The organism is Galbitalea soli (assembly GCF_010686725.1).
Classification (GTDB): Bacteria; Actinomycetota; Actinomycetes; order Actinomycetales; family Microbacteriaceae; genus Galbitalea; species Galbitalea soli.
This window is the reverse complement of record NZ_JAAGWZ010000001.1, coordinates 510,523-528,084: the sequence shown is the minus strand read 5'-3', so window position 1 is coordinate 528,084 and position 17,562 is coordinate 510,523. Positions and strand designations below refer to the sequence as shown.

Here is a 17,562-nt window from a genome sequence, read left to right as displayed (position 1 = left end):
GTGAACCTCGTCCTCATCGGTCCGCCCGGCTCGGGCAAGACCCGCCTGGGCAAGCGTGTGGCCCGCCTCCTCGAACTCCCGTTCCTCGACACCGACAAGCTCGTCGTCGCGGAGCACGGCCCCATCGCCGCGCTCTTCGCCGAGCACGGCGAACCGCACTTCCGGGCGCTGGAACGCTCGGCCGTGCGTGCCGCGCTCGCCGAGCGCGCGGTGGTCGCCCTCGGCGGGGGAGCGATCCTCGATAAGGACACCCAACGCGACCTCGCCGCCCATCGTGTCGCGCTCATCACGGTGAGTCCCGAGGCCGTGGCGCCCCGGATCGGCGGTACCAAGCGGCCGCTGCTCGCGGGCGGGCTCGACGCCTGGCGCGCTCTCGTCGACGCGCGCCGACCCATCTATGAGCGCCTCGCCGATGCCAGCTGGGACACCTCCGACCGACCACTCGACGACATCGCCCGCGACATCGCGACGTGGGCCGAGGGAGACATCACGCATGACTGACACGACCGTGATCAGCGTCACGGGCGACTCGCCCTACGACATCCTCGTCGGCAACGGGGTGATCGGCGAGCTCGCCGACCGGATCGGCCCGAAGGCGACGAAGGTGCTGATCATCCACGCTCCGACGCTCGGCGCGAAGGCGAACGAGGTGCGGGAGGCGCTGCTCGGGCGATACGAGGTGCTGTTGGCCGAGGTTCCCGACGCGGAGGCCGCCAAGCGGGTCGAGGTTGCGGCGTTCTGCTGGCAGATCATGGGCCAGACCGACTTCACGCGCACCGATGTCGTGGTGGGGCTGGGCGGCGGCGCGACGACCGACCTGGCGGGCTTCGTCGCCGCGACCTGGTTGCGGGGCGTTCCCGTCGTTCAGATCCCGACGACGGTGCTGGGAATGGTCGATGCCGCGGTCGGCGGCAAGACGGGCATCAACACCGCCGAGGGCAAGAACCTCGTCGGTGCGTTCTGGGCCCCCTCCGCGGTGCTCGTCGACCTCGACCTGCTGTCCACCCTGGGTGCCAACGAGATCCTCGCGGGATCCGCGGAGATCGTGAAGGCCGGGTTCATCGCGGTCCCTGAGATCCTCGACATCTACGAGGCCGACGTCGCGCGCGCGACCGATCCGACGACCCCCGAGTTCCGGCGGCTCGTCGAGCTCGCCATCGCGATGAAGGCTCGCGTCGTCAGCGATGACTTCCGCGAGGCGGGCGGCCGCGAGTTCCTGAATTACGGGCACACCCTCGGCCACGCGATCGAACACGCCGAGCGATACAACTGGCGGCACGGGGCCGCCGTGGCGGTCGGCATGGTCTTCGCGGCGGAACTCTCGCGCCTCACCGGATCGCTGAGCGACGAGGCCGTCGACCGGCACCGTCGGATCCTCGAATCGCTCACGCTTCCGACGACGTATCCGGTGGGTCGCTGGCAGACCCTGCTCGCCACCATGCAGCGCGACAAGAAGGCCCGTGCCGGCCACCTGCGCTTCATCGTGCTCGACGACATCGCGAAGCCCGCGGTCCTCACCGCTCCGGACGAATCCCTCCTCTTCGCCGCCTACCAGGAGATCGGGGTCTGACCGGGCCCGTCCCGTCGCCACCGATAGGATCGGGAGTCATGACCACCGTCCTCGTGCTCAACGGGCCCAATCTGGGCCGACTCGGCAGCCGCGAACCCGACGTCTACGGAAGCGGGGACCTCGCGGAGCTCGACCGCGTGCTGAGCGCGGCCGCCCCCGCGGGATGGACGGTCGAGCTACGGCAGACCGACGACGAGGCGACGCTCATGAGCTGGTTGCACGGTGCGGCGGACTCGGGGGCGCCGGTCATCCTCAACCCCGCCGCGTTCACGCACTACTCCTACGCTCTGCGCGACGCCGTGGCCCTCGTCACGAAGGCCGGCGGCACCGTGATCGAGGTGCACATCTCGAACCCGCATGCGCGGGAGGAGTTCCGGCACACGAGTGTCATCTCGGCCGTCGCCACCGGTGTCATCGCGGGTTTCGGCTTCGACTCGTACCTCCTCGCCCTCCACGCGATCGGGCTGCGCACCGCATAGCTCCGGTACACTTGAGGGTCGCGCCCGTCGCGTGCGCGCACCCACGACCTCCCCATCCCCAATCGGAAGTGAATTCAGCATGGCTTCGACCAGCGATATCCGGAACGGCGTCGTTCTCAACATGGACGGCCAGCTGTGGACCGTCATCGATTTCCAACACGTCAAGCCCGGCAAGGGCGGCGCGTTCGTGCGCACCAAGATGAAGAACGTGATGAGCGGCAAGGTCGTCGACCGCACCTTCAACGCGGGCGCGAAGATCGAGACCGAGACCGTGGATCGCAGCGACTACCAGTACCTCTACAAGGACGGCGACGGCTTCGTCTTCATGAACACCGCCGACTACGACCAGATCACGCTCTCCGAGGCGCAGGTCGGCGATGCCGCGAACTTCATGCTGGAGAACCAGATGGTGACGCTCGCTCTGCACAACGGCGATCCGCTCTACGTCGAACTTCCCGCCTCCGTCGTGCTCGAGATCACCTACACCGAGCCGGGGCTCCAGGGCGACCGCTCCACCGGCGGAACGAAGCCGGCGACCGTCGAGACCGGGTATCAGATCCAGGTGCCGCTCTTCCTCGAGCAGGGCACCCGCGTCAAGGTCGACACGCGCGACGGCAGCTACCTCGGCCGCGTCAACGACTAGTGAGCGCGAGAACCAAGGCGCGAAAGCGCGCCCTCGACGTGCTGTACGGGGCCGATGTCCGTGGGGAGTCGATCAACGCCTCGCTGCTGGCGGAGGAGAACCGACACTTCGCCGATCCGAAGCGGTCGGGTTCTTGGGCCTACGCGAAGCAGATCGTCGAGGGCGTCGCCACGCACGGCGATGAGATCGACGAACTGATCGAGACCTACGCTCAGGGCTGGACCATCGACCGCATGCCCGCCGTCGACCGCGCGATCATCCGCATCGGCATCTGGGAGCTGCTCTTCAACGACGAGGTGCCGGACGCCGTCGCCATCTCGGAGGCGGTCGAGTCCGCGACCGTTCTGAGCACCGAGGACTCGGCGAGCTTCGTCAACGGACTGCTCGCGCGGGTCGCCCAGACCCGCGCGTAGACACCCGACGCACGCCGAGACACTCGACGCGGCCGCGGCCGGAGCTTCAGTGGGCCGGGCCGCGGGATGCTACAGTCGAGTCACCAGACATCCTTTAAGTTCCGTCCCGAGAGGCGGGGAAGGAGGTCAGAATGACTGTGCGCACAGTTCTGCAGTCGGCTGACATCACGCGGGCGTTGACCCGGATCTCGCACGAGATCCTCGAGTCCAACCGCGGCGGTTCCGATCTCGTGCTGCTGGGTATTCCCACTCGCGGCGTCATTCTCGCTCAGCGCCTCGGCCGCATCCTCGAGAGCATCGACCCGGCCGTGGGCGAATCCCTCGCGAGCGTGGGATCCCTCGATGTGACGATGTACCGCGACGACCTCGGCGCCCAGCCCACCCGTGCGCCATCGCCGACGCAACTGCCCGCCTCCGGAATCGACGGCAAGACGGTGGTTCTCGTCGACGACGTGCTCTACTCCGGCCGGACGATTCGCGCCGCGCTGGACGCCCTCGGCGACCACGGGCGGCCCCGGGCGGTCAGGCTCGCGGTTCTCGTCGACCGCGGCCACCGCGAGCTCCCGATCCGAGCGGACTTCGTCGGTAAGAACCTGCCGACCTCCGCCGAGGAGCGCATCAACGTTCGCCTGCGCGAGATCGACGGAATCGAAGAGGTGAGCATCGAGTCATGAGGCATCTGCTGAGCACCAAGGGCATCGATCGGGCGACGGCCGTCGGGATCCTCGACGTGGCCGAGGACATGGCCGACGTCGCGACCCGCGAGGTCAAGAAGCTCCCGACGTTGCGGGGCAAGACCGTCATCAACCTCTTCTTCGAGGACTCCACGCGCACCCGGACCTCCTTCGAGCTCGCGGCCAAGCGGCTCAGTGCCGATCTGGTGACCTTCAGCGCCAAGGGGTCGAGCGTATCGAAGGGGGAGAGCCTCAAGGACACGGCGCAGACACTCGCCGCCATGGGGGCGGATGCGGTGGTCATCCGGCACTCTGCCTCGGGCGCCGCTCACGTGCTCGCGCAGAGCGGGTGGATCGACGCCGCGATCCTCAACGCCGGTGACGGAACCCATGAGCACCCCACCCAGGCCCTTCTCGACGCGTACACGATGCGCAAGCGTCTGCACGGCGTCGCCTCGCGTGGGCGCGACCTCGACGGCCTGCGGGTGACCATCGTCGGCGACATCCTGCACAGTCGCGTGGCCCGCTCGAACGTCTGGCTCCTGGAGGCCCTGGGGGCGTCCGTCACCCTGGTGGCCCCAGCGACCCTGCTGCCGAGCGACCTCAGCACCTGGCCGGTGACGTACGGGTACAGCTTCGATGCGGCCCTCGACCAGAGCCCCGACGTGGTCATGATGCTGCGCATCCAGGCCGAACGGATGTCGGCGGCGTTCTTCCCCAATGCCCGGGAGTACGCGCGCGAGTGGGGCCTCGACGACGAGCGGCTCGACCGGCTTCGCGCCGATACCATGGTGATGCACCCCGGGCCCATGAACCGCGGCCTGGAGATCTCCGCCCGCGCCGCCGATTCACCGCGGTCCACCGTGCTCGAACAGGTCGCCAATGGTGTCTCGATAAGGATGGCCGTGCTCTACCTCTTACTCTCCGGCGAACGGGAGGCCGACCAGTGAGCCCGACGACGCTCCTCATCACCGCAGCCACGCTGCCCGACGGGTCGCACACCGACATCCTCGTCGAGCACGGCACCATCACCGAACTCGGAGCCCGGCTGAGCCGCGCCGGGGCCACCACGGTCGACGGCGATGGACTCCAGGCCCTTCCCGGCCTCGTCGATCTGCACACGCACCTCCGCGAGCCCGGATTCGAGCAGAGTGAGACGGTCCTGACCGGGTCGCGCGCCGCCGCGATCGGCGGGTTCACCGCGGTGCATGCGATGGCGAACACCTCGCCCGTGGCCGACACCGCCGGGGTCGTCGAGCAGGTGCACTCGCTCGGCGAGCAGCATGGCTACGTCACGGTGAGGCCGATCGGCGCCGTCACGATGGGGCTCGCCGGAACCCAGTTGAGCGAGATCGGGGCGATGGCCGGCTCCCGGGCGGGCGTCACGGTCTTCTCCGACGACGGAAAGTGCGTCGCGGATGCCCTGCTCATGCGTCGCGCCCTCGAATACGTGAAGACCTTCGACGGTGTGATCGCGCAGCACGCGCAGGAGCCCCGGCTCACGGAGGGCGCGCAGATGAACGAGGGCGCCCTCTCGGGTGAGCTCGGTCTGCGCGGCTGGCCCGCGGTCGCGGAGGAGGCGATCATCGCCCGGGATGTGCTGCTCGCCCACCACGTCGGGGCCCGTCTGCACATCTGCCACCTGTCGACGGCCGGTTCGGTCGAGGTCATCCGATGGGCGAAGGCGCGAGGGATCGCGGTCACCGCCGAGGTCACCCCGCACCACCTGCTGCTCACCGAGGAGCTCGCCCGCAGCTATGACCCGCGGTTCAAGGTGAATCCGCCGCTGCGACGGGACGAGGACGTGCAGGCGCTCCGCACCGCGCTCGCGGACGGCACGATCGACATCGTCGCGACGGATCACGCGCCGCACCCGATGGAGTCGAAGGAGTGCGCCTGGGACGAGGCGTCCTTCGGCATGGTGGGCCTCGAGTCCGCGCTGAGCGTCGTACAGCTCGCGATGGTCGACTCCGGGCTGATCGGCTGGGCCGACGTCGCCCGGGTGCTGTCGACGACCCCCGCGCGGATCGGTCGCCTCGCCGGCTATAGCGACCCCTTCGCGGTCGGGGCGCCCGCGCAGTTCACCCTGGTCGACCCGTCTGCACGCCGGGAGTTCGCGGTGGGGCAGCTGCACGGCAAGGGCGTCAATTCGCCCTACCTCGGGCGCACGCTGCCGGGGCGCGTCGTCGCGACGGTCCACGACGGCTACGCGACCGTGCTGGACGGCGAGCTCGTCGACGCCGCCACCGTCGCGCAGAACGCGCGGGTGCACCGTGGATAGGGGCGTGCTCCTCGCGCTCGTGATGGCGCTGTTCGTGCTCCTCGTCGTCGCGATGGTCGTGGGCTGGATGCGGCGTCGGCGCCGCCAGGCGTACCTCGGTCGGCCGCTCGCCGTGCCCGCCGCCGTCGGGACGCTGGTCGGGCGCTTCACCGGCCTCTACGTGTCGACGACCTTCGACGGGCGACCGCTCGACCGCGTCGCGGTGCCCGGTCTGGGGTTCCGCTCGCGCGCGACGATCGACGTGACGGACGCCGGCGTGGTGCTCGCGCTCCGCGGCACCGCCCCCGCGTTCATCCCGGTCTCGGATATCCGCGACGTCACCCGGGCGCAGTACACCATCGACCGCGTCGTCGAGACCGGCGGTCTCGTGCTCCTGGGCTGGTCGGTCGGGGGCACCGCCGTCGACAGCTACTTCCGGCTCGATGAGCCCGAGCCCCTGCTCGCGGCCCTCGAGTCGATCATCCCCACCAGTTCAGGAAAGAAGGCCTAGTGGCGCTCGACCCAGCAGTTCTCGTGCTCGAAGATGGAACCCGGTACACCGGCGCCGCCTACGGGGCGCGCGGGCGGACCTTCGGCGAAGCCGTCTTCGCCACCGGCATGACCGGCTACCAGGAGACCCTCACCGACCCCAGCTACGCGGGGCAGATCGTCGTGATGACGGCCCCGCACATCGGCAACACCGGGGTGAACGAGGAGGACCCTGAGTCCTCGCAGATCTGGGTGTCGGGCTACGTGGTGCGCGATCCCTCCCGCGTCGTGTCGAACTACCGGGCGACCGATTCGCTGGATGCCCAGCTCACGCGCGACGGAATCGTGGGCATCAGCGGCATCGACACCCGCGCCGTGACCCGCCGACTGCGCGACGCGGGCGTCATGCGCGCCGGCATCTTCTCCGGAGCGGAGGCCGCGCTCTCCCCGGAGGAGCAGCTGGGTCTGGTGCAGGGTTCCGCGTCGATGCTGGGGCAGAACCTCTCCGGCACGGTCTCGACGGCCACCGGCTACACGCTCGCGGCCGAGGGGGAGCGAATCGGTTCGGTCGCCGTTCTCGACCTCGGAGTCAAGACCTCGACGCTGCGCTACCTCGCCGCCCGCGGTCTCGACGTGCACGTCGTGCCGCAGACGATCACCGCGGAGGAACTGCTCGCGATGTCGCCGGACGCGGTCTTCTTCTCGAACGGACCCGGCGATCCGGGCGCGTCCGATCGCCATGTGGCTCTGCTGCAGGCGGTCCTGCGCGAGGGCCTGCCGTTCTTCGGAATCTGCTTCGGCAACCAGCTGCTGGGTCGCGCCCTCGGCTTCGGCACCTACAAGCTGCCCTTCGGCCACCGGGGCATCAACCAACCGGTGATCGATGTCGCGACGGGCCGCACCGAGATCACGAGCCACAACCACGGCTTCGCGGTCGACGCCCCCATCGGAGAGGTCGTCGAGTCGCCTGCCGGATTCGGCCGGGTCGAGGTGAGCCACGTCAACCTGAACGACAACGTGGTGGAGGGCCTGCGGGCGCTCGACATTCCCGCCTTCTCCGTGCAGTACCACCCCGAGGCCGCCGCCGGACCTCACGACAGCAATTACCTCTTCGACCGATTCCGCGACCTCGTGCTCGAGAGCACCCGCGCCGCAAAGGAGAACAACTAGTGCCGAAGCGCGCCGACATCAATTCAGTCCTCGTCATCGGATCGGGGCCCATCGTCATCGGCCAAGCGGCCGAGTTCGATTACTCGGGAACGCAGGCCTGCCGGGTGCTCCGCGAGGAGGGGGTGCGGGTCATCCTCGTCAACTCGAACCCCGCGACGATCATGACCGACCCCGACTTCGCCGATGCGACCTACATCGAGCCGATCACCTGGCAGGTCATCGAGTCGATCATCGCGAAGGAGAAGCCGGACGCGATCCTGCCGACGCTGGGTGGTCAGACCGCGCTCAACGCCGCGATCCAGCTCCACCAGCACGGCATCCTGGAGAAGTACGACGTCGAGCTGATCGGCGCCAACTTCGAGGCCATCAACAAGGGCGAGGACCGCCAGATCTTCAAGCAGCTAGTTCTCGACGCGGGCGCCGACGTCGCACGCAGCCACATCGCCCACACGGTCGAGGAGGCGCTCGGCTTCGCCGACGATCTGGGCTACCCGCTGGTCATCCGGCCCTCCTTCACGATGGGCGGCCTCGGCTCCGGCTTCGCGTACGACCGCGAGGAGCTCATCCGCATGGTCGGCGACGGCCTGCACCAGAGCCCCACCACCGAGGTGCTCCTCGAGGAGTCCATCCTCGGCTGGAAGGAGTACGAGCTCGAGCTCATGCGCGACACCTCCGACAACACGGTCGTCGTCTGCTCGATCGAGAACGTCGACCCGGTCGGCGTGCACACGGGAGACTCGATCACCGTCGCCCCCGCGCTCACGCTCACCGACCGCGAGTACCAGAACCTGCGCGACATCGGGATCGAGATCATCCGCGCGGTCGGCGTCGACACGGGAGGCTGCAACATCCAGTTCGCCGTCGATCCCCGCACCGGCCGCGTCATCGTGATCGAGATGAACCCGCGCGTGTCGCGGTCGAGCGCCCTCGCGTCGAAGGCGACCGGATTCCCGATCGCGAAGATTGCCGCGAAGCTCGCCATCGGGTACCGCCTCGATGAGATCCCGAACGACATCACGAAGGTGACGCCCGCCTCCTTCGAGCCGACCCTCGACTACGTCGTCGTGAAGGTGCCGCGGTTCGCCTTCGAGAAGTTCCCGGCCGCCGACACCCGCCTCACCACCACCATGAAGTCGGTGGGGGAGGCCATGGCCATCGGCCGCAACTACTCGACGGCGCTGCAGAAGGCCCTCCGCTCGCTCGAGAAGCGGGGCAGCAGCTTCCACTGGGCGGGCGAGCCCGGCGACAAGGATGCCCTGCTCCAGCTCGCGAGCGTGCCCACCGACGGCCGCATCGTCACCGTCCAGCAGGCACTCCGGGCGGGCGCGACGATCGCGGAGGTCTTCGACGCCACCGGCATCGACCCCTGGTTCATCGACCAGATCGTCCTCATCAACGAGGTCGCCGCCGAGATCGCGACGCTCCGGCCGCTCGATGAGGCGCTCTTCCGGCTCGCGAAGGAGCACGGGTTCAGCGACGCCCAGATCGGCCAGTTGCGTCAGCTCGACGAGGCGCAGGTGCGCGCGGCGCGCTGGGCGCTGGGCGTGCGTCCCGTCTACAAGACCGTCGACACCTGCGCCGGCGAGTTCCCGGCCCTCACCCCCTACCACTACTCGAGCTACGACCTGGAGACCGAGGTGGTGCCGAGCGACCGGCGCAAGGTCGTGATCCTGGGGTCGGGACCGAACCGGATCGGCCAGGGCATCGAGTTCGACTACAGCTGTGTGCACGCCTCCTTCGCCCTGTCCGCCGCGGGCTACGAGACGATCATGATCAACTGCAACCCCGAGACGGTCTCGACCGACTACGACACGAGCGATCGCCTGTACTTCGAACCCCTCACGCTTGAGGACGTGCTGGAGATCATCCACGCGGAGAGCCTCAGCGGCGAACTCGTCGGCGTCGTCGTGCAACTCGGCGGCCAGACCGCGCTCGGTCTCGCGCAGGGTCTCAAGGATGCGGGGGTTCCGATTCTGGGCACGTCACCGGAGGCGATCGACCTCGCCGAGGAGCGCGGGCGGTTCTCGCGCATCCTCGATGCCGCCCACCTGCTGGCCCCGCGCAACGGCACCGCGACGGGCGTAGACGACGCCGTCACGATCGCCGAGAGCATCGGGTACCCCGTGCTCGTGCGACCGTCGCACGTGCTCGGAGGTCGCGGCATGGAGATCGTCTACGACACCGAGTCGCTCGTGGACTACTTCGATCGGGTGAAGGACCAGGCGATCATCGGTCCCGCGTCTCCGCTCCTCGTCGACCGCTTCCTCGATGACGCGATCGAGATCGACGTCGACGCCCTCTTCGACGGTCACGAGCTCTACATCGGCGGCATCATGGAGCACATCGAGGAGGCCGGTGTGCACTCCGGCGACTCCGCGTGCACGCTCCCGCCGGTGACCCTGGGCCGCGACGTGATCAACCGCGTGCGCGAGGCCACGCTCGCGATCGCCGAGGGCATCGGAGTCCGCGGACTCCTCAACGTGCAGTTCGCGATCGGCCAGGGCGTGCTCTATGTGCTCGAAGCCAACCCGCGCGCCTCCCGCACCGTGCCGTTCGTGTCGAAAGCGCTCGGCATTCCGCTCGCCAAGGCCGCGTCGCTCCTGATGATCGGGCGCACGATCGCCGAGTTGCGGGGGAGCGGTCTGCTGCCGGAGCAGGATGGCTCGGTCGTGCCGCTCGACGCCCCCGTCGCCGTCAAGGAGGCCGTGCTGCCGTTCAAGCGCTTCCGCACCCGGGAGGGCGCGGTCGTCGACTCGGTGCTCGGCCCGGAGATGCGCTCGACCGGCGAGGTGATGGGAATCGACCGCAACTTCCCGCGCGCCTTCGCTAAGAGCCAGGAGGCGGCCTATGGGGGGCTGCCCTCGAGCGGCGCGGTGTTCGTCTCGGTCGCCGACCGCGACAAGCGCGCGGTGATCCTGCCGGTGCTGCGGCTGCAGCAGCTCGGCTTCGAGATCCTCGCGACCGAGGGCACGGCCGAGATCCTCAGCCGGAACGGCATCGACGCCCGGGTCGTGCGCAAGTACTTCCAGGGTCAGGCGGAGGGCGACCCCGACCGGGTCCCCGCGCCCGAGAACATGAACATCGTCGAGCTCATCAACGCCGGCTTCGTCGATGTGGTGATCAACACCCCGAGCGGTCGCAGCGCCCGGGCGGACGGCTTCGAGATCCGCACCGCGACGGTCGCGGCCGACAAGCCGCTGTTCACGACCATCGCCCAGCTCGCGGCCGCCGTCGCCTCCTTCGAGGCGATTCGGGAGGGCTTCGAGGTGCGAAGCCTGCAGGACTACGCGATCGACCGCGCGGAGAGGCTCGCCCATGCCCGCTGACCCCGCTCCAGCCGGAGGCCCGAGCTTCGGTGACCGCCTCGGCTCGACCTTCGCAGCCTCGGGCCACCTGTGCGTCGGCATCGATCCCCATCCCTATCTGCTGCACAGCTGGGGCCTCGCCGACTCCGCGGAGGGGCTCCGTGAGTTCGGCCTGCGGGTGGTGGATGCGACCGCCGGCCGCGCGGGGATCGTCAAGCCTCAGGTCGCGTTCTTCGAGCGGCACGGAGCGGCGGGTTTCGGCGCTCTCGAGCGGGTGCTGGGCGCGGCTCGCGCGGCGGGCCTCCTCGTGATCGCCGACGTCAAGCGCGGCGATCTCGGAACGAGTGTGGAGGGCTACGCGGAGGCGTGGTTGACCCCCGGGTCGAGCCTCGAGTCCGACGCGATGACGATCAGCGCCTATCAGGGCGTCGGCTCGCTGGAGGCGCCGGTCCGCATCGCGACGCACCACGGCAAGGGTCTCTTCGTGCTCGGCGCCACCTCGAATCCGGAGTCCCGCGAGGTGCAGACCGCCGTCATCGCGCGGGGTCCGAATGCGGGTCGCACGGTTGCAGCCGGTATCGTGACTGAGGTGAATCGACTGAACAGCGCCCCCATCGGCTCTTTCGGTGTCGTGATCGGCGCCACCGTCGATCTGGCCGAGCACGGAATCCTGCCGTCCGACCTCTCGGCGACCCCCATCCTGGCACCGGGCTTCGGCCATCAGGGCGCCCGGTTGGATGACCTGCACCGCCTATTCGGAGCGGCGTCGGAGCGCGTCATCGTCAGTTCCTCGCGCGCGATCCTCGACGCGGGTCCGGATGGAATCGCCGCCGAGGTCACCGCCCAGGCGTCCGCCGTGCGCGAGGCGTACGCCGCGTGAGTCCCCGCCCCGCCCCGCCGCAGGTCGACCGAGCCGCGGCCTCCCGCGCCGCCGTCGCCGCACGCCGTGCGCGCGCCGCGGTCAAGCAGTCCATCGCGACGCGCAACCGCTCGGCCCGCGAGGTCGCGGAGACGGCGTGGGCCGAGCCGGACTCGCCCGAGGCCGGTCTGCGCGTGCGGGAGCTGCTCGGCAGCATCCCGGGACTCGGCCCCACGCGGGTTGCGCGCATCATGGGAGCACTCGGCATCGCGGACTCGAAGCGCACCGGAGGCCTGGGGGTGCGGCAGCGCACGGCGCTCCGCGACTGGCTGACCGCGCGCGAGGGTGGGGAGACGACGTCGACGCTCGTGGTGCTCGCCGGACCGACCGCGGTCGGCAAGGGCACGGTCTCGGCGTATATCCGCGAGCACTACCCCGAGATCCATCTGAGCGTGTCCGCGACGACGCGCGCGCCCCGCCCCGGTGAGATCGACGGCGTGCACTACTTCTTCGTCAGCGACGACGAGTTCGACCGCATGATCGCGGAGGGCGAGTTGCTCGAGTGGGCCACGGTCCACAACTCCTATCGCTACGGCACTCCGAGACCGCCGATCGACGCCGCCCTCACCGCGGGCAAGAGGGTGCTCCTGGAGATCGATCTGCAGGGCGCCCGCCAGGTTCGCGAGGCGATGCCCGAGGCGAAACTCGTGTTCCTGCTGCCCCCGACGTGGGAGGAACTGGTGCGTCGTCTCATCGGGAGGGGCACCGAATCGCCCGAGGAACAGGCCCGACGGCTCGAGACCGCGAAGGTCGAACTGGCCGCTCAGGACGAGTTCGATCACCGTGTCGTGAACACCGACGTCGCTGTCGCGGCCAGGGAAGTCGTAGAATTGACGTCATAGCCTTCCGTGCGCCCATTCGCGTGCGCACATCACGGGTCGCTCGCGCGCCCATCCCACGGTTTTCGACACACGACACAAGGAGTCACCCCATGGCCGACAAACAGACCGGAATCATCGACCCGCCCATCGACGAGCTGTTGTCGAAGGTCGACTCGAAGTACGCGCTCGTCATCTTCGCGTCCAAGCGCGCCCGCCAGATCAACGACTACTACGCCGATCTGCACGAGGGCAGCCTCTTCGACAACGTCGGACCGCTCGTCGACTCCACGATCGACGACAAGCCGCTCTCGGTCGCGCTCCGCGAGATCAACGACGACCGCCTCGTACTGACCTCGCTCTCCGAGGACTGAGCACCGCCCTCCGGGCCGCTCGAGTCGCGCCGCGCCCCACGTGAACATCGTCGTCGGGATCACCGGGGGCATCGCCGCGTACAAGGCGGTCGGTGTCGTCCGGGGCTTCGTCCTGGCCGGGCACTCGGTGCAGGTGGTGGCGACGGATGCCGCGCTCCGCTTCGTCGGAAAGCCGACGCTCGAGGCGATCAGCCGAAACCCGGTGCACACCGACCTGTACGACGGGGTCGCCGAGGTTCGCCACGTCGCGATCGGTCAGGCCGCCGACCTGATCGTCGTCGCCCCCGCGACGGCGAACTTCATCGCGCAGCTCGCGGGTGGATTCGCACCCGACCTGCTGGGCAACACGATTCTCGCGAGCACGGCGCCCCTGGTGGTCGCGCCGGCCATGCACACCGAGATGTGGCGCAATCCCGCGACAGTCCACAACGTGGCCACGCTGCGGGCCCGCGGCATCCACCTCGTCGGCCCGGCGGTCGGCCCGCTCACGGGCGCCGACTCGGGCGCGGGGCGCATGTCCGAACCGGATGAGATCGTCGCCGCGGCGCTCGCGCTCGTCGAACCGGTCCGCGACCTCGCGGGGCGGCGCATCGTCGTGACGGCGGGCGGCACGCGTGAGCCGCTCGACCCGGTCCGGTTCATCGGCAATCGCTCGAGCGGCAAGCAGGGGATCGCGCTCGCGCTCGCTGCGGCGACCCGCGGGGCGGAGGTCACGCTGATCGGCGCGAACCTCGAGGTGGACGCTCCGGCGCACGTCACGGTCATCCCGGTCGGGACGACGCTCGAACTGGCCGCCGCCACCGAGACCGCGGCGCGCGACGCCGACATCGTCATCATGGCCGCCGCCGTCGCCGACTACCGCCCGGAGCGGGTCGCCGACTCGAAGATCAAGAAGGAGACCCAGGGCGACCGGCTCGAGCTCACCCTCGTGCGCAACCCCGATATCCTCGCGACCCTCGCGTCGGCGCGGCCCGCGGGGCAGGTGGTCGTGGGCTTCGCCGCGGAGACCGAAACCGACCGCGACGCGCTTCTCGCCCAGGGCCGAGCGAAGCTCGAGCGCAAGGGCTGCGACTTCCTGGTCGTCAACAGCGTCGGGTGGTCCACAGGTTTCGCCACGGAGGGCAACGCGGTCATCCTGCTCGGCAGGGGCGGCGATATAGTGGGCGAGGCCTCCGGAACGAAGTTGACGGTGGCGGATCGTATTCTCGACGTGCTGGTCTGAAACCGCGGTCGGCCCTTCACCCCTGGGAGTTCTCGAGTGAGCACACACCTGCGCCTCTTCACCTCCGAGTCGGTGACCGAGGGCCACCCCGATAAGATCTGCGACCAGATCAGCGACAGCATCCTCGACGCCCTCATTGCGGAGGATCGCACGGCGCGCGTCGCCGTCGAGACCCTCGTCACCACGGGGCTCGTGCACGTCGCGGGCGAGGTGACGACGAGCGGCTACGTCGACATTCCGGCGATCGTCCGCAAGCGAATCTCCGACATCGGCTACAACTCCTCCGACGTCTGGTTCGACGGCCGATCCTGCGGCGTCTCCGTCTCGATCGGCGGTCAGTCGCCCGACATCGCACAGGGTGTGGACGCCGCTTTCGAGACGCGGGAGGAGTCGAGCCACGATGTCGACGATCTCCAGGGGGCGGGCGACCAGGGCATCATGTTCGGCTATGCGACGACCGAGACCCCGGAGTACATGCCCATCCCAATCTGGCTCGCGCACCGCATGTCGGAGCGGCTCGCGCACGTGCGCAAGTCGGGCGAGGTCGACTTCCTGCGTCCCGACGGCAAGACGCAGGTGACGATCGGGTACGAGGGCGCGGTACCCCGCAGCATCGAGACCGTCGTTGTCTCCACCCAGCACTCGCCCGCGATCTCGACGGATGCCCTGCGCGCCGAGATCGAACGACTCGTCATCGCTCCCGTGCTCGAGACCGTCGATCTCGACTCCTCGACGACCCGCGTGCTCATCAATCCCACGGGCGTCTTCCACATCGGCGGACCACAGGGCGACGCGGGTCTCACCGGCCGCAAGATCATCGTTGACACCTACGGCGGCGCGGCTCGCCACGGCGGTGGCGCCTTCAGCGGCAAGGACCCGTCGAAGGTCGACCGTTCGGCCGCCTACGCCATGCGCTGGGTCGCGAAGAACGCGGTCGCCGCGGGGCTGGCCGACCGCCTCGAGGTGCAGGTCGCGTACGCGATCGGCAAGGCCTCGCCGGTGGGGCTCTACGTCGAGAGCTTCGGCACCGGCCACGTGGACGACGAGACGATCATCGAGGCGATCAGACGGGTGTTCGACCTGCGACCCGCGTCGATCATCCGCGAACTCGACCTGCTGCGACCGATCTACGCCGCCACCGCGACCTACGGTCACTTCGGGCGCGAACTGCCCGACTTCACCTGGGAGAAGCTCGACCGGGTCGACGCGCTGCGCGACGCGGCCCGCCTCTGACGATGACCACGGCATCCATCGCCCGGGTGCTCGTGGACTCGCCCCTGCCGCAACTCGATCGGCTGTTCGACTACCGGGTGCCCGATGCCCTCGCGGCCGAGGTGCGGGTCGGGGTGCGCGTGCGGGTGCCGCTGCGGTCGGCCGGTCGCATCGCGGACGGCTTCGTCGTCGAGCTCGTCGAGCACGGTGAATTCGCCGGAGCCCTGAGCGACATCGATGCCGTCACCTCGCCGGTGCCCGTGCTCGCTCCCGAGGTCTACCAGCTGGCACGACGGGCGGCCGATCGGGCCGCCGGTGCCGCGAGCGACATCGTGCGACTGGCCGTGCCCGGGCGCCAAGCGCGCGTCGAGAAGGCACTGCTGGCGGCGGGGCCGCGGCCTCCCGCCGACGCCGTTGCGCGGCCCGCCCTCGTCGCTCCGATCGCCGATTACCCGGTCGGCCGCGTCGAGAGCGCGATCGCCGGCGGCGCACGCCTCGCGCTCGACGCGGTGCCGCTCGTCACCCGCACGCGATCGGGCGACTGGGTGGGTCGCTGGGCGACCACGGCGGCGGCGTGCGCGGTCGCCGCGCTCGCATCGGGTCAGTCCGCCATCCTGGCGGTGCCCGACTACCGCGACCAGGAGCAACTCGCCGCCGCCCTCGCCGATGTCCTCCCGCCGGAGGCCGTCGTGCGGCTCGACGCCCGGCAGTCCAACCCCGACCGCTATCGAGCGTTCCTGCGCTGCCTCGAGTCGGAGCCGGTCGTCATCATCGGCAATCGCTCGGTCGTCTACGCGCCCGCGGCGCGCCTGGGACTGATCCTCATCTGGGACGACGGGGATCCGCTGCACACCGAACCGCTCGCGCCCTACGTTCACTCCCGCGATGCCGCACTGCTCCGACAGGAGTTGCAGTCCTGCGCGCTCATCGTGATAGGTCACTCGCGCAGCACCGAGGTCGAACGACTCGTCGAGATCGGCTGGATGACCGCCGTCACCCCCGCACCGGCCGTCCTCCCGAAGGTGATCCCCACCGCGCAGCAGCCGGCGACGGACCGTCTCGCCGCGCAGGCCCGCATCCCGTCGAGCGCCTGGCAGGCCGCGCGCAGCGCGCTCGAGAGCGGTCCCGTGCTCGTGCAAGTGGCCCGGCCGGGCTACGCACCCCGCCTCGCCTGCGCCGACTGCGGCCAGTCGGCGCGCTGTCGCAACTGCGAGGGTCCCCTCGCGCAGAAGTCGTCGAGTGCACCGCCCGCGTGCACCTGGTGCGGGGCACTCGCGGTGGGCTGGCGCTGCCAGAACTGCGAGGGAACCCGGCAGCGGCTCGTCGGCGCGGGCGCCACGCGCACGGCCGAGGATCTCGGTCGGGCCTTCCCCGGCGTTCGCGTTCTCGTGGCCGACGGGGAGCGACCCCTCCTCGCCGTGGACGACGCGCCCGCCCTCGTCATCGCGACCCGCGGCGCGGAGCCCATCGCCGCCGGCGGCTATCGCGCCGTGCTGCTCCTCGACGGCGAGCGGATGATCGCGCGCGAGAGCCTCCGGGTGGCCGAAGACTGCCTGCGCTGGTGGTCGAACGCGATCGCCCTGGCCGCCCGGGGCGCACCGACCATTCTCGTGGGGGTGGGCGGACCGATCGCCTCCGCCCTCGCGACCTGGCGGCAATCGGACTTCGTCCGCGCGGAGCTGAACGATCGGCGGGCCCTGCGGTTCCCCCCTGCGGTGCGGGTCGCCACGCTCACCGGCACCCTCGAGTCGGTCACCCGGGCGGTCGCCGCGGTCGCCCCCGACCCGGTCGATGTGCTGGGGCCGGTCGACCTCGGGCCGGGGTCGGTGCGAACGATCATCCGCTTCGACTACAACAACGGTGCCGCCTACGCCTCGGCGCTGCGGGCGGAGGTCGTCCGGAGTGCGACCTCCCGGCGCAAGGCGGCCGCCGTCAAAGGCCCGAGGCCGCCCCTCGGCCCCACCCTGCGCGTGCGGTTCGACGACATCGAGCCCTTCCTCGATGCGTGACGCCG

17 protein-coding genes are annotated in these 17,562 nt (G+C 69.9%); all 17 read left to right on the top strand.

Translation table 11 applies throughout. The features are described from left to right. Nucleotides 1-501 carry a shikimate kinase gene (locus G3T37_RS02470; RefSeq protein ID WP_163471889.1) on the top strand — a complete coding sequence of 167 codons (501 nt, stop codon included), beginning with the start codon at nucleotides 1-3 and terminating at the stop codon, nucleotides 499-501. Then, a complete protein-coding gene (gene aroB, locus G3T37_RS02465) occupies nucleotides 494-1,570 on the top strand; it encodes a 3-dehydroquinate synthase (protein WP_163471888.1) in 1,077 nt (358 codons plus the stop codon). Before G3T37_RS02470 ends, aroB begins: the two co-directional genes overlap by 8 nt. A gap of 38 nt (nucleotides 1,571-1,608) precedes the next feature. After that, complete coding sequence (locus G3T37_RS02460) at nucleotides 1,609-2,049, top strand: type II 3-dehydroquinate dehydratase (RefSeq protein WP_163471887.1); 441 nt, start codon at nucleotides 1,609-1,611, stop codon at nucleotides 2,047-2,049. A gap of 79 nt (nucleotides 2,050-2,128) precedes the next feature. Continuing rightward, nucleotides 2,129-2,692 carry an elongation factor P gene (efp, locus tag G3T37_RS02455; RefSeq protein ID WP_163471886.1) on the top strand — a complete coding sequence of 188 codons (564 nt, stop codon included), beginning with the start codon at nucleotides 2,129-2,131 and terminating at the stop codon, nucleotides 2,690-2,692. After that, complete coding sequence (gene nusB / locus G3T37_RS02450) at nucleotides 2,692-3,105, top strand: transcription antitermination factor NusB (protein WP_163471885.1); 414 nt, start codon at nucleotides 2,692-2,694, stop codon at nucleotides 3,103-3,105. The genes efp and nusB overlap by 1 nt, the downstream gene beginning before the upstream one ends. 131 nt (nucleotides 3,106-3,236) lie before the next feature. Then, on the top strand, nucleotides 3,237-3,779 hold the full coding sequence (pyrR, locus tag G3T37_RS02445) for a bifunctional pyr operon transcriptional regulator/uracil phosphoribosyltransferase PyrR (RefSeq protein WP_163471884.1): 543 nt from the start codon (nucleotides 3,237-3,239) through the stop codon (nucleotides 3,777-3,779). Further along, the gene (locus tag G3T37_RS02440) at nucleotides 3,776-4,729 is read left to right on the top strand and encodes an aspartate carbamoyltransferase catalytic subunit (RefSeq protein WP_163471883.1); all 954 of its coding nucleotides are present in this window, start codon (nucleotides 3,776-3,778) and stop codon (nucleotides 4,727-4,729) included. Before pyrR ends, G3T37_RS02440 begins: the two co-directional genes overlap by 4 nt. Further along, nucleotides 4,726-6,060, top strand: a complete 1,335-nt coding sequence (locus G3T37_RS02435) for a dihydroorotase (RefSeq protein ID WP_163471882.1) — start codon at nucleotides 4,726-4,728, stop codon at nucleotides 6,058-6,060. Before G3T37_RS02440 ends, G3T37_RS02435 begins: the two co-directional genes overlap by 4 nt. 4 nt (nucleotides 6,061-6,064) lie before the next feature. Beyond that, nucleotides 6,065-6,550: a PH-like domain-containing protein gene (locus G3T37_RS02430; RefSeq protein ID WP_163471881.1), complete on the top strand. Its 486-nt coding sequence runs from the start codon at nucleotides 6,065-6,067 to the stop codon at nucleotides 6,548-6,550. Continuing rightward, the gene (carA, locus tag G3T37_RS02425; protein ID WP_163471880.1) at nucleotides 6,550-7,698 is read left to right on the top strand and encodes a glutamine-hydrolyzing carbamoyl-phosphate synthase small subunit; all 1,149 of its coding nucleotides are present in this window, start codon (nucleotides 6,550-6,552) and stop codon (nucleotides 7,696-7,698) included. The genes G3T37_RS02430 and carA overlap by 1 nt, the downstream gene beginning before the upstream one ends. Continuing rightward, a complete protein-coding gene (gene carB / locus G3T37_RS02420) occupies nucleotides 7,698-11,024 on the top strand; it encodes a carbamoyl-phosphate synthase large subunit (RefSeq protein WP_163471879.1) in 3,327 nt (1,108 codons plus the stop codon). Before carA ends, carB begins: the two co-directional genes overlap by 1 nt. Continuing rightward, nucleotides 11,014-11,883 carry an orotidine-5'-phosphate decarboxylase gene (gene pyrF / locus G3T37_RS02415; RefSeq protein ID WP_163471878.1) on the top strand — a complete coding sequence of 290 codons (870 nt, stop codon included), beginning with the start codon at nucleotides 11,014-11,016 and terminating at the stop codon, nucleotides 11,881-11,883. Before carB ends, pyrF begins: the two co-directional genes overlap by 11 nt. Further along, the gene (gmk, locus tag G3T37_RS02410) at nucleotides 11,880-12,764 is read left to right on the top strand and encodes a guanylate kinase (protein WP_163471877.1); all 885 of its coding nucleotides are present in this window, start codon (nucleotides 11,880-11,882) and stop codon (nucleotides 12,762-12,764) included. The genes pyrF and gmk overlap by 4 nt, the downstream gene beginning before the upstream one ends. Before the next feature lie 89 nt (nucleotides 12,765-12,853). Next, nucleotides 12,854-13,114 carry a DNA-directed RNA polymerase subunit omega gene (gene rpoZ / locus G3T37_RS02405; RefSeq protein ID WP_163471876.1) on the top strand — a complete coding sequence of 87 codons (261 nt, stop codon included), beginning with the start codon at nucleotides 12,854-12,856 and terminating at the stop codon, nucleotides 13,112-13,114. A gap of 40 nt (nucleotides 13,115-13,154) precedes the next feature. Further along, complete coding sequence (gene coaBC, locus G3T37_RS02400; protein ID WP_163471875.1) at nucleotides 13,155-14,336, top strand: bifunctional phosphopantothenoylcysteine decarboxylase/phosphopantothenate--cysteine ligase CoaBC; 1,182 nt, start codon at nucleotides 13,155-13,157, stop codon at nucleotides 14,334-14,336. A gap of 36 nt (nucleotides 14,337-14,372) precedes the next feature. Next, nucleotides 14,373-15,569, top strand: coding sequence for a methionine adenosyltransferase (gene metK / locus G3T37_RS02395; RefSeq protein ID WP_163471874.1), 1,197 nt, complete (start codon nucleotides 14,373-14,375; stop codon nucleotides 15,567-15,569). Between the two features lie 2 nt (nucleotides 15,570-15,571). Then, the gene (locus tag G3T37_RS02390) at nucleotides 15,572-17,557 is read left to right on the top strand and encodes a primosomal protein N' family DNA-binding protein (RefSeq protein WP_163471873.1); all 1,986 of its coding nucleotides are present in this window, start codon (nucleotides 15,572-15,574) and stop codon (nucleotides 17,555-17,557) included. Nucleotides 17,558-17,562 lie beyond the last annotated feature (5 nt).

What these genes read in the sequence shown, in the direction of transcription:
- aroB (WP_163471888.1), top strand. Translation starts at nt 494, where the DNA reads ATGACTGACACGACCGTGATCAGCGTCACGGGCGACTCGCCCTACGAC.
- G3T37_RS02460 (WP_163471887.1), top strand. Translation starts at nt 1,609, where the DNA reads ATGACCACCGTCCTCGTGCTCAACGGGCCCAATCTGGGCCGACTCGGC.
- efp (WP_163471886.1), top strand. Translation starts at nt 2,129, where the DNA reads ATGGCTTCGACCAGCGATATCCGGAACGGCGTCGTTCTCAACATGGAC.
- pyrR (WP_163471884.1), top strand. Translation starts at nt 3,237, where the DNA reads ATGACTGTGCGCACAGTTCTGCAGTCGGCTGACATCACGCGGGCGTTG.
- G3T37_RS02440 (WP_163471883.1), top strand. Translation starts at nt 3,776, where the DNA reads ATGAGGCATCTGCTGAGCACCAAGGGCATCGATCGGGCGACGGCCGTC.
- pyrF (WP_163471878.1), top strand. Translation starts at nt 11,014, where the DNA reads ATGCCCGCTGACCCCGCTCCAGCCGGAGGCCCGAGCTTCGGTGACCGC.
- rpoZ (WP_163471876.1), top strand. Translation starts at nt 12,854, where the DNA reads ATGGCCGACAAACAGACCGGAATCATCGACCCGCCCATCGACGAGCTG.
- G3T37_RS02390 (WP_163471873.1), top strand. Translation starts at nt 15,572, where the DNA reads ATGACCACGGCATCCATCGCCCGGGTGCTCGTGGACTCGCCCCTGCCG.